We start from the raw sequence: 13,313 nt of genomic DNA on the forward strand, positions 1-13,313 counted from the left end.
GTCTCGTCAGGCGGCGGCGTTGCCCTCAACCTGCCCCGACATGAACCCCGCTGCTTTCCGGTTTTCGCGCGCGCTGAAAGGCGCGCTTGGCTGTCTCGCGCTGCTCGTCGTCGCGTCCGGTGCGCGGTCGGCGGAGGGCGAGTGGGTCTCGCTCTTTGACGGGCGCTCGCTGGCGGGATGGAAAGCGGCGGAGAGTCCGGCGTCGTTCAGTGTAAAGGACGGCGCGATCGCGTGCGACGGGCCGCGCGGGCATTTGTTTTTCGTCGGCGACGGCGGCGCGGCGGCGGAGTTCGAGAACTTCGAGTTTTCGGCGGAGGTGCTGACGAAGCGCGGCGCGAACTCGGGAATCTTTTTTCACACGGCGTGGCAGGATTCGGGCTGGCCGACGCAGGGCTTCGAAATCCAGGTGAACAACTCGCAGCCGCAGCAAGGCGATTACCTGGAGTTGAAGAAGACCGGGAGCCTTTACGGCATCGTGAACGTTTACCGCGCGCCGGTGGCGGACGACGTGTGGTTCAAGGTGGAGATCGTCGTGCGCAAACCGCGCGTGCAGGTCCGCGTGAACGGCGTGCTGCTGGTCGACTATATCGAGCCCGTGCGACCGCTGCCGGAAGGCGCGCCGGAACTGGAGCCGCTCGCGCGCGGGACGTTTGCGTTGCAGGCGCACGATCCGGAGAGTCGCACGTTTTATCGCAATCTACGCGTGCGACGTTTGCCGGGCGGCGAGGACGCGACGGTCGCGCGGCCGCAGTGGGGCGAAGAAGCCGTGCACCGGCTCGCGCTGGCCAACGACAATTTTCCGATGGTCGACCTGCACACGCATCTGAAAGGCGACCTCACGCTGGATCGGGCGCTGGCGATCGCGCGGGGAAAAGGCGTGACGCTCGGCATCGCGACGAACGGCGGCCAAGGTTTCCCGATCCAGACGGACGCGGCGGCGTTGGCGTTTATCGAAACGATGAAGGAGCGGCCGGTGTTTCTGGCGCTGCAGGCGGAGGGCCGCGAGTGGATGAAGATGTTCTCCAAGGAAGCGCGGGCGAGGTTCGACTACATCTTCACGGACTCGATGACGTGGACGAACAAGGCGGGGAAGCGGCTCCGGTTGTGGATTCCGGAAGAAGCGGACATCGGGCCCGACGTGCAGGGCTTCATGGACGAGCTCGTGGAGACGACCGTGCGCATCATCGAGACGGAGCCGATCGACATTTATGTGAACCCGACCTTTCTGCCGGACGCGATCGCGTCGCGCGCGAAGGAATTGTGGACGGATGCGCGGATGAAAAAGATCATCGCCGCGGCAGTGAAGCACGGTGTGGCGATCGAGATCAACGCGCGCTACCGGCTGCCGTCGGAGCGCTTCGTGCGGCTGGCGAAAGCGGCGGGCGCGAAGTTCACGTGGGGCACGAACAACACCACGGCGGCGGATTTCGGGGACTGGTCGTATCCGTTGGAGATGCAGCGCCGCGCGGGACTCACGTGGAAAAACATGTGGGTGCCCGGCTACGGCCCGAGCCGCGCGCAACGCGAGCTCGCGCAGTAAGGCACGCCAGACGGTCGGCAGGAGGGCGACCGATTTGCGAAAAACGCGATGCGCTGTTTGGCAGGTGGCTCCCGGCGTCCCTGCCGCGCTGTTCGCAGCGACATTCGCGGGTGGTGCTCACCGGTGTGAAGCGCGAGTCGAACTCAGGACGCGTGGGACACGCGCCCTTACCTTGAAATGGCGATCGGGACGATCGCCGCTACCGGATGCCCCCGGGATTAACCACAGAATGCACAGAATGCACAGAATGCACGGAGTGACGGCGGCGGGCGCCAGCGTGCCGTGAGCAGAAATCAAACTTCGAGCACGTGCTGTGGCGTCCAGCCGAGGAGGGCCTTCGCGCGGTCGTTGGCGATCAGCGATTGGCGGCCTGAGATCGGACGCTTGAACTGCGTCACGCCGGGCAGGAAACGCCGGATCAATTCCTGCGACGTCAAATTCGACGACGTGTCGTCGGCGGCGAGGATGACCGGCTCGCAGCCGAGTCCGTCCTTTTCGATCGCGAGCCGGCAGGCGATCGCGACGTCGCGGGCGTCGATGTAGGACCAGAGGATGCGGAGCCGATCTTCCGGATGCGCGAAACGCGCGCGCACCATCGCGTGATCCTCCGGCGAGAGGATGTTGCCCAACCGAAGCGAGACGATCTGCATGCCGGTGCGGCGATGGAAGGCGGCGGCGGTGACTTCGTTGACGACCTTGCTCAAACCATAGGTGTCCTCCGGCAACTGCGGGTGCGCCTCGTCGACGGGGAGATATTGGGGCGCGAAAAATTCGGACGCGAAACAGATTCCGTAGGAGGATTCGCTCGAGGCGACGACGGCTTTCTTGATGCCGAGCAGCGCGCAGGCTTCGAGGACGTTGTAGGTGCTCAGCGCGTTGACGCGGAAAATCTCGTCGTTGGGCGATTCGTGGGCGCGCGGGATCGCGGCCATGTGGACGACGCCGGCGTAGGGCGTGCGATCGCCGGTGCCGAACGGCGAGAAGGCCGTGACGACCTGGCCGAGCTGCGTGAGGTCGGCGACGATCGTGCGGCATTGCGCGACGTCGGGCCGGCGGGCGTCGACGTTGACGACGTCATAGCCCTGTTCGACGAAATGGCGGACGATCCACTGGCCGGCCTTGCCGCTGCCGCCGGTGACGAGAATGCGTTTCGTAGGCATGGCGCCACGGTGCGCCGGATGCGACGCGACGTCGAGGGTGGCTGCGTTGGAACTTTAGAGATCGCGACGACCGCGGGCTTTGTCTTTCACGCGGTTTGTGCATTGGGTGTCGGCTGCACCATGCCCAACGCCCTCGCTCACGAAAAATCTCCTTATCTGCTGCAGCATGCCGACAATCCGGTCGACTGGTTGCCATGGGGCGAGGCGGCGTTTGCGAAGGCGCGCGCGGAGCAGAAACCGATTTTCCTGAGCATCGGCTACGCGACCTGCCACTGGTGTCATGTTATGGCGCACGAGTCGTTCGAAAACGCGGACGTTGCCGCGCTGCTCAACGCGTCCTTCGTGCCCGTCAAAGTCGATCGCGAGGAGCGGCCGGATGTGGACAAGCTCTACATGACGTATGTGCAGGCGATGACGGGGCACGGCGGCTGGCCGTTGAGCGCGTGGCTGACGCCGGAGTTGAAACCGTTTTTTGGCGGGACGTATTTTCCGCCGGAGGATCGGCACGGGCGCGCGGGGTTTTCGTCGATCCTACGGGCGATCGCAAAAGGCTGGGCCGAGGAGCGCGAGAAACTGGTCGCGGAAGGCGAGCGGGTGATCGGGACGCTGCGGGACTATTTGGAATCGAAAGCTCAGAGCCCAGAGCCGAGCGCCCAGAGCGCGGCGGCCGGATCCAGCTCTGGAGGCTCGACTCCTGCCTTCGGGCTCGTGGAAAACGGCGCGGCCGCGTTCGAGAAGTGCTTCCAGTATTTTTTCGAGGCGTTCGATCCGAACCACGGCGGGTTCGGCAGCGCGCCGAAATTTCCGCGTGCGAGCAATTTGAATTTCCTGCTGCGTGCGGCGGCGCTGCAGGGGCTCGACAGCGAGGCGGGCCAGGAAGCGGTGAAGCTCGCCGGCGCGACGCTCCAGGCGATGGCGCGCGGCGGGATTCACGATCACGTGGGCGGCGGGTTTCACCGCTACTCCGTCGACGAGAGCTGGTTTGTGCCGCACTTCGAGAAGATGCTCTACGATCAGGCGCAGATCGCCATCAACGCGCTCGAAGCGAAACAGGCGACGGGCGACGAACGCTATGCCTGGCTGGCGCGCGATATTCTGGACTACGTGGCGCGGGATCTGAGCCATGCGGACGGCGGTTTTTACTCGGCGGAGGACGCCGACAGCCCGGATCCGACCGCGGGCGGCAAGTCGCGCGAAGGCGCGTTCTATGTCTGGACGCAGGCCGAGATCACGCAGGCGCTGGGCGCCGACGCAGCGCTGTTTTCGGCCCATTTCGGCGTGAGCGAAAACGGCAACGTATCGGAGCAATTCGATCCGCACGGCGACCTGCGCGGCCGGAACATCCTGAGGCAGCGGCAGTCGCTCGCGGCAACGGCGCAGGCGTATCAGCTTTCCTTGGACGAAGCCAGCGGGCGCATCCTGGGCTGCCTGGAAACGCTGCGGCGCGTGCGGGCCGGGCGGCCGCGTCCGCTCCGCGACGACAAGATCATCACCGCGTGGAACGGCCTGATGATCTCGGCGCTGGCGAAGGCGCATCAGATCCTGGAGCCGGAGCCGTCCGGCGACGGCGGCCCGGCGGCGGAGTATCTGGCGTCGGCGACGCGGGCTGCGGAGTTCATCGAGCGCGAACTTTACGACCGCGAGGCGAACGTGCTCTTCCGCACGTGGCGGCACGGACGCGGCGCGACGCACGGGTTTGCCGAGGATTATGCTGCGTTGATCCAGGGATTGCTGGACCTCTACGAGGCCGGTTTCGAGATCCGCTGGCTCCAATGGGCGGAGCGGCTGCAGGAAGCGATGGACCGGCGTTTTTGGGACGAGGAACGCGGCGGCTACTTCAATTCGGAGGCCGGCGATGCGTCGATCGTGTTGCGATTGAAGGAGGATTACGATGGGGCGGAGCCGGCGGCCAGTTCGATCGCGGCGTCGAACCTGTTCCGGCTCGCGACGATGCTGGGTGAAGAGGAAAGCCGGCCGGCGGACGGAGTGGGTTTCGCCGAGCGTGGTCGGCGCTGCCTGGAGGCCTTTCGGGCGCAGTGGACTCAGACGCCGCAGGCGCTGCCGCAGATGTTGTGTGCGCTGGAGCTGGCGCTGGATTCCACGCGGCACGTGGTGCTCGCGGGCGATCCGCGATCGGCCGGCTTTCGGCGGCTGGCGGCGGTGCTGCACGAGAAACTGGGCCCGAAACGCGCGTTGCTGGCGGCCGACGGCGGCGAGGGGCAGGCGTGGCTGGCGCGACGGGCACCGTGGCTGGCGGCGATGGCGCCGCGGGACGGCGAGGCGACGGCGTTCGTGTGCGAAGACTTCACCTGTCGCGAACCGGCGACGTCGCCGGACGAATTGCGCCAAGCGCTGACTGGCTGAGCAGCGACCGCTTGCTTTCCGCTGGGGAAGACGCCACCAAGTCAGCCGATCTGGTCGGGCGTTTGCATCTGGCCGGGGTTTCCACCGCTGATCAATGAGTTCAACGACACCCGGCTGGCGAGACCTGACGCGACTTCCCGTGGCGGTGAGGATCCTCGCGGCGGCGATCATCTATTTTTCGGCGGCGCGATTGAGCATGCGGCTCACGACGCTGCACGAGTCGTTGTCGACGGTGTGGCCGGTGAGCGGATTGGGCGTGGCGCTGCTCGTCCTGGGCGGGCGGCGGGCGTGGTTGAGCGTGCTGTTGGGCGCCTTGACGGCGAACCTGGTGGCGCATCTGCCCTGGTATCCGATTCAAACCACGCTGCGATGGTGGGCCGGGGTGGCGTTCGGTTTGGGCGCGACGGCGGAGGCGATTCTCGGCGCGTGGGTCTTCGAGCGCTGCCGGGCGACGAAGTGGCAACTGTTTCCGCTCGGGGATGCGGTGGCGTGCCTGATGACGGCGGCGATCGCGCCGCTGGCGAGCGCGATCTTCGGCGTGACGGCGCTGGCGATCCTGCGGGAGAGCGTGCAGGAGAATTTCTTAACGACGTTCGTCTCCTGGTGGGCCTGCAATGCGCTCGGGCTGCTGATGTTTCTGCCGCTGTTTGTGCGGCAGCCGAATTTCCTGCTGCAACTCCACGCCGCGCGCATCTGGGAAACCCTGCGCTTCGTGCTGTTGACCGGCGGGATCGCGATTCTGTGCTGGATGGGGTTCTTCGTGCCCGGCGGAGCGTGGTTTCTGGCCGGCGTGCTGCCGATGATGCTGTTGGTGGTGGCGTGGTGCGGGCCGTGGGCGATCGAACTCGCGGCGCTCGTGATCGCCGGTTTCGCGATCACGGCGGGGGCACTCGGGCAGGGGCCGTTCGGTTTCGAGGCGGGCAAGGCCGACCTGATCTGGCTCCAGCTGCTGCTCGCGATGGTGGCGCTGACGGCGCTGTTGCTGCCGGCCTTCAAGGCGGCGGGGAATCTGCTCTGGCCGGGATTGGTGCTCGTGGTCGGCTGGACGTTGAGCGGCTGGATTTTTCTCGGCTTGAACGAACAGCGGGCGGCCAACGATCGCGTGGCGTTTGCCCAGTTGACCGCGGCGGCGGAGCTGCGGATGCGCGAACGGATGCAGGGGTATATCGAGGCCCTGGATGCCGGCGTCGGCTTCGTGGCGGCGCGACCGGACGTGAGCGGCCGCGAGTGGCGGGAGTTTGCGCAGCGGCTCGACATCGCGCGGCGCTGTCCGGGGTTGCGCGGCATCGGGCTGGTTTTCCCGGTGAAGGCGGCGGAGGAGGAATCCTTTCTCCAGCGGGTGCGCGCGGACGGGGCGCCGGGTTTCGCGATCAAGCCATGGGGAAAAACGCCGCCCGATCCGACGCGCGAGCGGCTGGTGCTGGCGCAGATCGAGCCCGAGGCGCTCAACCGGCTCGCGCTGGGCCTTGACGTGTCGACCGAGCCGGCGCGGGCGCGGGCGGCCGAAGAATCGCGGGCGCACGGCGAGCCGCGGATGACCACCCGGGTGGCGTTGATCCCGGACGGGCCGACGCGCCCCGGTTTCGTGGTGCTCTCACCCGTCTATCGCGGGATCACCGGAACCGACGAACCGGCGGCGCGACGCGATGCGCTCGTGGCGTGGATTTACGCGCCCTTCGCGCTGGACGATTTCATGGCGGGGGCGATCACCGGGTTGGAACGCACCGCGCGGCTTTTCGTGTTTCCTGAAGGGCCGATCACGGCGGACCGGGTGATTTATGCGTCGCAGGGGCCGAACGCTGCCCTGCCGATCTGGAACAAATTCGACGGGCTCAGCCGGCTCGAATTGCTGGGCCAATCCTTCATTCTCGGGTGGTCGCGCGGACCCGCATTTGCCCCCACGAGTCATTCGCCGATGGTCTGGGCCGCGGGGGCGTTTGCCTTGGCGAGCTTTCTGTTGTCCGCGCTGGTGCTGAGCGCGTTGACGACGAGCGACCGCGCCCAATCGATCGCGGCGGATCGCACGGCGGAATTGCGGATCGCCCAGCGCAAACTCGAAGAAACCAACCGGCTGCATCGCGCCGTGATCGACGGCACGATCTACAGCTTCATCAGCACCGACCGGCTTGGCATGGTCGTCACCTTCAACGCCGGCGCGGAGCACATGCTCGGCTATGCCAGCGCCGAACTGGTGGGCAAGACGTCGCCGGATCTTCTGCACGCCCGTTCGGAACTCGAAAGCCGGGCGGAGGAGCTGACGGCCAAATTCGGGCGGCCGGTTGCCGCCGGCTGGGAGGCCCTGGTTGCGCCGGTCCGTCAGGGCGGCGCCGACGAGCGCGAGTGGACGTATGTCTGCAAGGACGGCCGGCGCCTCCCGGTCCTCCTGACCACGACCGCGTTGCGCGATCGCGCGGGGGAAGTCACGGGTTTCCTTTTCATCGCGCAGGATCTCACGGAGCGGAAAAAGACGGAAGCGGCGCTGCAGGCGAGCGAGGAGCGGTTGAGCCGCGTGCTGGCCCATGCCGACTGCCTGGTCTGGGAGGCGGGCGTGCGGCTGCGGGGCGCGGAGTCGACCTGGCGCTACACGGTGTATCCATCCGGCTTATATCGCCGGCTGTTCGGCGAGCGGGGACCGGACGAAAACACCGTCTTGTGGGACCGGTTCGACATTCCCGAACGCGACGAGATCCGCCGCCGCGCGCACGAGGCGATCGTCGGACGATCCTCGGGTTATGTGCAGGAATTTCGCGTCGCAGGACCGGACGGCCGGATCTGGATCCGCGAGTCGGTCGCGATCCGGCCGGCCGAGGGCGATTTCTACTGGCTGGTCGGCGTGGCGATCGACGTGACGAAGCAGAAGGACACCGAGGCGGTGCTGCAGCAGAGCGAGGAGCGGTTCCGCAGCGCCTTCGATTCGGCCGGCATCGGCATGGCGCTCGTCGGGATCGACGGTCGCTGGTTGCGCGTCAACCGGACGCTCTGCGACATCGTCGGCTATTCGAAGCAGGAGCTGCTGCAGCAACGCACCGAGCAGATCACGCATCCGGAGGACCTCGAGCTCGACCTCGTCCACACCCGGCGGCTGCTCGAGGGCGAGCTGCGTTATTCGCAGTTGGAAAAACGTTTCGTGCATCGCGACGGCCACACCGTGTGGATCCGGCTGACGTCGTCACTGGTGCGCGACCCGGCGGGCGCGCCGGTGCATTTCATCGCGCAGATCGAGGATGTGACCGCGCGGAAACAGCTGGAGGACAGCCTGGCGCAGGCGCGCGACGCGGCGCTCGCGGCGTCGCGGTTGAAATCGGAGTTTCTCGCGACAATGAGTCACGAGATCCGCACGCCGATGAACGGCATCATCGGCATGGCATCGCTGCTGATCGATACGCCGCTGTCGGCGCAGCAGCAGCACATGAGCGGCGTGATTTTGCGCAGCGCGGAAAGCCTGCTGAAGATCATCAACGACATCCTCGACTTCTCGAAGATCGAAGCGGGCAAGCTGCGGCTCGAGCCGGCGGAATTCGACCTGCGGCAGGTGGTCGAGGAGACGCTCACGCTGCTCGCACCGCGGGCGGACGAGAAGCGTCTCGAGCTGGCCTGCGATTTCGACGCGCAGATCTCGTATCCGCTGGTCGGAGACGCCGGCCGCATCAGCCAGGTGCTTACGAACCTGGTGGGCAACGCGATCAAGTTCACCGATCGCGGCGAGGTGGTGGTGCGCGTCGAGCAGATGCACCACACCGCGGAGCGCGCGTGTTTCCGCGTGAAGGTGAGCGACACCGGCGTGGGCATCCCGGAGCAGACGCAGGCGGAGCTGTTCCAGCCGTTTACGCAGGCGGACGGCACGAGCACGCGGCGTTTCGGCGGCACGGGACTCGGCCTCGCGATTTCGCGCCAGCTGGTGGAACTGATGGGCGGCGACATCGGTTTCGAAAGCGAGGTGGGGCAGGGGTCGATGTTCTGGTTCGAACTCGACCTCCCGCGGCGGCCGAATCGCGTGGCGGGCTTCGAGAAACTGCCGCCGAACCTGCGCGTGCTGGCGGTGGACGACAATGCCGTGAACCGTCAGATCCTGCTCTCGCAACTGGCGCGCTTCGGCCTGCGGGCCGAGGCGGCCGAGGATGGCCGGGAGGCGCTCGCGCTGTTGCGGGCGGGCGCGCGGCTCGGCTCGGCCTACCAGCTGGCGCTGCTCGACTGGCACATGCCGGAGATGGACGGGCTGGCGCTCGCCGGCGCGATTCGCGCCGATCCGTTGCTGAAGAAAACACCGCTGGTGATGCTGTCGTCGGCCGAGCCGATCGGCGACGAGGCGGCGTTGCAGGAGGCGAATTTTGCGGCGCTGCTGGCGAAGCCGGTGCGCGAGGCGCAGCTGCACCGCTGCCTGTTGCGGGTGTTCGACCTCTACGTGGCGCCCCGACCGGTCTCGGTGGAGAAAGTCTCTCCCGGCCGGCCGCTCAAGCTCTTGCTGGCGGAGGACAATCCCACCAACCAGCAGGTGATCGAAATGCTCGCCGCCCAGATGGGCCACACGGTCGAGTGTGCCGCCAACGGCCGCATCGCCCTGGAAAAGCTGGCGCAGACCGATTACGACGCCGTGTTGATGGACTGCCAGATGCCGGAGCTCGACGGTTACGAGACCACGCGTCGCATCCGCTCAGGCGCGGCTGCCGTCCTCAATCCACGGATACCGATCATCGCGCTGACCGCGTATGCGATGGCGGGCGATCGCGCGAAGTGCCTCGCGGCGGGGATGGACGATTACCTGACGAAGCCGGTGCGGGCCGACGAACTGCGCGAGGCGTTGCGGCGAAACGGCATGCGCCCGGGTGGCGGCGGGCGTCCGGACGGAGTGGCGGCGGAGGACGTCGCGGCCCCGGCCCCGATGCCGGAAGTCGACCCCCGGGTGCTCGACGTGGAGGTGTTGCAGAACCTGCGGGCGTTGCCCGGGCGGAGCGGCGGGCGGCTGCTGCCGGAACTGGTCAAAAACTTCTTCGTCGAGGAACCGCAACGACGCGCCGAACTCGAGCGGCTGGCGTCGGATCGGGACGCCACGGCGCTGGCACAGGCGGCCCATGCCTTCGCCGGCAGCTCGGCAGTGATCGGCGCGCGGGAGTCGCGGCACGTGCTGCTGGCGCTGGAAAAGGCGGCGCTGGCGCAAGACTGGGCGGAAGTCGGAAATTGCCTGCGCGACGTGCGCTCCAGCGGCGAGCGACTGCGGGCGGCTTTCGCCGAGCTCGAGGCGAGCCTTGTTTGACGGCCGCGGCGCGGCCGGTCGTCAGGGCGTGTCGTAGGGGGCCGCGGCTTCGGCCGCGCGCGGGAGCGGTTCCTTCGAGCTGTCGTTGCTTTTCGCCAGGTCGCGGATGCTGGCAACGATCTCGATGATCTCGGGGTTGCGGACGGCAAACCCGAGCAACTCGATTTGCTGCGGCGACAGGTTGGAGGCGGCGATCTGCTGTTCGAGCTGCCGGAGCGCCTCGTGATGCGCTTGACGGTGTTGTTCGACGGTGCTGCGCGCGGCGGCTTCGGCGTCGTCGCGCGAAAGCGGCAGCCCACTCACTGCTTCGAGCCAGAGCAGCGCGATGCCCCTCATCTCCGGCGACCGATCGGCGTAGCCCATTTTCCGCATCAGCGCGGCGATCGTCTTGAACTTCACCGGCCGGCCCGATTCGACATTGACGACGGTGTTGCGATGCACGCGGGCCAGGCGGGCAAGTTGTTCCAGCGTCAGGCGCTTCGCCTCGCGGAGACTGCGGAACAACTGCGGGTAATCCATTTGCAGGGAGTAGCCATTCCGCGAGCGGGCTGTCAACGGGCGCGGCGACCCCGGAGCCGCAGTTGACAAAAAATTGTAAACTACAAAATCTGTGCAGGTGGCCACTCCGTCCGCTTCAAAATCGCTCGATGCGGGGAGCCGGCTGCGCCGACGCTGGCGCCGTCAATTGGTGGCCACGCTGATCGGAATTTGCGACTGTCTCGAGCGGTTGCAGCCGGCGCCGGAAGCCAGGGAAGCCTGCGAGGAGGTGCGCGCGCGGTTGCGTGAGATGCTGGGCGAGGAGCGCAGGCGGGCAGGGCGTCGGCGGACGTGACGAATGGCGACGTTGCTGGTCATCGATGCCAACGCGGGCTTTCGCGAAGCGCTCGCCTATTGCTTGCCGAGTTTCGGCCACTGCGTCGTGGCGGTGGAGGATGTGGAGTCGGCGCGGCGCGCCGAGGCCGGCGACAAGGTGGACCTCGTTCTCATCGATGCGGGGCTCGGCACCGGCCAGGGGCTCGCCAGCTGTGTCGCATTGCGACGCGATCCGAAATTGGGGCGGCTGCCGATCCTGTTGCTCGCGTGGGAGGTGACGCCGACGTTGCGCGAACAGGCGCGTCTGGTGGGCGCCAATGGGATTGCGCCCAAGCTTTTCGAATGGCCCGATCTGCTTGGAGTGATCGATCGACTACTTGGCGGCCCGCCGCGTCCCGGTTTACAGACGGGATCGTGAAAAGGGTGGATGTCGCGGGGAATTGACGCGTTTCCCCATTGCCTGCGGTGGCGATGGCCCCAAGCCTCGCACTGACTGTGAAAATCCTGGCTGTCGAAGACGATCTCGTTTCCCGCGCCATCCTACGCAAGGCGCTGCACCGCCTCGGACACGACGTCGTGGAGGCCGGGGATGGCGAAGCGGCGTGGAACCTGTTGGAACGCGAGCCGGTGCGGGTCGTGGTAAGCGACTGGATGATGCCGCGGCTGGATGGACTGGGACTTTGCCGACGCATCCGCGGCCAGATCGGCGGCGAGTATGTTTATTTCATCCTGCTGACCGGGAACGATGCGACGGACGACAACCAGCGCACGGCGGCGGACGCGGGCGTCGACGACTTTCTCACGAAGCCCCTGGTGTTGACGGAACTGTGGACGCGGTTGCGCGTCGCGGAGCGGATCCTGCGCTACACGACGCAAGTCCGGCAGCTCGAGGAGATGATGCCGATCTGCACGTATTGTAAAAAGATTCGCGACGACCAGAATTACTGGCAGCAGATCGAGGGCTATATCAACGAGCGGACCGGCAGCGAATTCAGCCATTCGATTTGCCCGGATTGCTACACGCGGGTGGTGATCCCCGAACTCGAAAAACTCCGGCAGCAGATGCCGCCGGCACCAGGCCAGCGGAACGGATGAGCAGCGACGACGTGCGCCGGCTCGAGGAGAAGATCGCGTTTCTCGAGCATCATCTCACCCAGCAGGACAAGGTGATCCTGGAACTGGGCGACGATGTGGCGCGGTTGAAGCGGGAGTTGCGGCGGCTGATGGACCGCGTCGGCGGCGCGCAGGAAAATGCGCCTCTGCCCGAAGACGAGCGTCCACCGCACTACTGAGCATCGCCCAACAAAAAAGACGCCGTGGTGGGCGGCGTCTTGAGCGAATTGGAGAAGAGCTTCGGTTACTCGGCAGCCTGAAACGCCGACTCGGCGCGTTGCCAGGCGCGTCCCACGCGCTCTTTCGTAGCGTCCCAGGTTTCCGCGGTGGCGTTGCTCACTTCACTAGCTGCGCTGCGGAGATCGTCGCGCGCTTCGGCGAGCCGGTCGCGAGCTTCGCCCGACACGCTTTGGATGCGGGTGTCGATCCGGGCAGCGTAGTCGTTGGCCTGCTGCGCGACTTCGGTGCGGCGCTCATACGAATAGTTCTTAAGGTCTTCCCACTTGTCCTGCATCGCCGCCGAGGCATTCGTGGCCATCGTTTCGGCGCTGGTCGTCGCGGACGTGGTCGCGTCGGTGGCCGCCGTGGTGCGGGCGTCGTGGTTGCGGGAGCAAGCGGAGAGGGAGAACGCCAGGCCGAGCGTGGCGAGAGCAGCGGCGGGGAGGAGGGCGGATTTTTTCATATTCATTTTGGTTTTGGGTTTCAGGGGGAAAACAGGACGGTGGATGACCGCGGCGATCCGCGGTCGTCCGGGTGACAGAGCAAACGCCGCGGCATTTACGGCGACGGAGGCGAACCGCGGAAAAGACCTGCGACGATCGCGATCAGCAGCAGCACCAGGAAGACGTAGAACAGGATGCGCGCGATGTCGGTCGCCGCACCGGCGACGCCGGTGAAGCCAAAAAGGCCTGCGATCAAGGCGATGACGAGGAACGTGATGATCCAGCGAAGCATGAGACGTGAGGTTGAGGTTGTGCGAAGCCTCGACAGCTGGAACGCCGCGGCACTTGCGCCATGGTTGCTTCGCGAATGCCAGAGTTCCGCCGATTCGCCTCAACCGCGCGACGGCCAG

At 66.5% G+C, this 13,313-nt stretch carries 10 protein-coding genes; 6 read left to right on the plus strand and 4 right to left on the minus strand.

Going from position 1 to position 13,313, the window contains the following annotated elements; all coding sequences use genetic code 11:
- Positions 1-40 precede the first annotated feature (40 nt).
- Positions 41-1,540 (plus strand): DUF1080 domain-containing protein, encoded by a 1,500-nt coding sequence (locus AC6RV7_RS06330; RefSeq protein ID WP_500093069.1) that lies wholly within the window; start codon positions 41-43, stop codon positions 1,538-1,540.
- A 293-nt stretch (positions 1,541-1,833) separates the two neighbouring features.
- Here the strand turns inward: AC6RV7_RS06330 and AC6RV7_RS06335 are convergent, their stop codons facing one another.
- Entirely contained in the window at positions 1,834-2,700 is an 867-nt protein-coding gene (locus AC6RV7_RS06335; RefSeq protein ID WP_500093070.1) for an NAD-dependent epimerase/dehydratase family protein, read from the minus strand.
- A 120-nt stretch (positions 2,701-2,820) separates the two neighbouring features.
- Here AC6RV7_RS06335 and AC6RV7_RS06340 point away from each other — a divergent pair, with 120 nt between their 5' ends.
- Together AC6RV7_RS06340 and AC6RV7_RS06345 are read left to right on the plus strand one after the other, a co-directional pair.
- Positions 2,821-5,064: a thioredoxin domain-containing protein gene (locus tag AC6RV7_RS06340; protein WP_500093071.1), complete on the plus strand. Its 2,244-nt coding sequence runs from the start codon at positions 2,821-2,823 to the stop codon at positions 5,062-5,064.
- Between the two features lie 94 nt (positions 5,065-5,158).
- Entirely contained in the window at positions 5,159-10,315 is a 5,157-nt protein-coding gene (locus tag AC6RV7_RS06345) for a PAS domain S-box protein (RefSeq protein ID WP_500093072.1), read from the plus strand.
- 21 nt (positions 10,316-10,336) lie between these two features.
- Here the strand turns inward: AC6RV7_RS06345 and AC6RV7_RS06350 are convergent, their stop codons facing one another.
- Positions 10,337-10,834, minus strand: coding sequence for a helix-turn-helix domain-containing protein (locus AC6RV7_RS06350; protein ID WP_500093073.1), 498 nt, complete (start codon positions 10,832-10,834; stop codon positions 10,337-10,339).
- Positions 10,835-11,150: 316 nt separating this feature from the next.
- Between AC6RV7_RS06350 and AC6RV7_RS06355 the strand changes: the two genes are divergently transcribed.
- The 3 genes from AC6RV7_RS06355 (at position 11,151) to AC6RV7_RS06365 (ending at position 12,420) form a co-directional block, all read left to right on the plus strand.
- The gene (locus AC6RV7_RS06355) at positions 11,151-11,546 is read left to right on the plus strand and encodes a response regulator (protein WP_500093074.1); all 396 of its coding nucleotides are present in this window, start codon (positions 11,151-11,153) and stop codon (positions 11,544-11,546) included.
- Between the two features lie 77 nt (positions 11,547-11,623).
- Complete coding sequence (locus AC6RV7_RS06360; RefSeq protein WP_500093075.1) at positions 11,624-12,223, plus strand: response regulator; 600 nt, start codon at positions 11,624-11,626, stop codon at positions 12,221-12,223.
- A complete protein-coding gene (locus AC6RV7_RS06365; RefSeq protein ID WP_500093076.1) occupies positions 12,220-12,420 on the plus strand; it encodes a SlyX family protein in 201 nt (66 codons plus the stop codon). Before AC6RV7_RS06360 ends, AC6RV7_RS06365 begins: the two co-directional genes overlap by 4 nt.
- 65 nt (positions 12,421-12,485) lie before the next feature.
- Here AC6RV7_RS06365 and AC6RV7_RS06370 read toward each other — a convergent pair whose 3' ends face one another.
- Positions 12,486-12,923 carry a hypothetical protein gene (locus AC6RV7_RS06370; RefSeq protein ID WP_500093077.1) on the minus strand — a complete coding sequence of 146 codons (438 nt, stop codon included), beginning with the start codon at positions 12,921-12,923 and terminating at the stop codon, positions 12,486-12,488.
- Between the two features lie 95 nt (positions 12,924-13,018).
- Entirely contained in the window at positions 13,019-13,195 is a 177-nt protein-coding gene (locus AC6RV7_RS06375) for a DUF1328 domain-containing protein (RefSeq protein WP_500093078.1), read from the minus strand.
- Positions 13,196-13,313 lie beyond the last annotated feature (118 nt).

This window comes from Opitutus sp. sgz309028, from assembly GCF_059821195.1.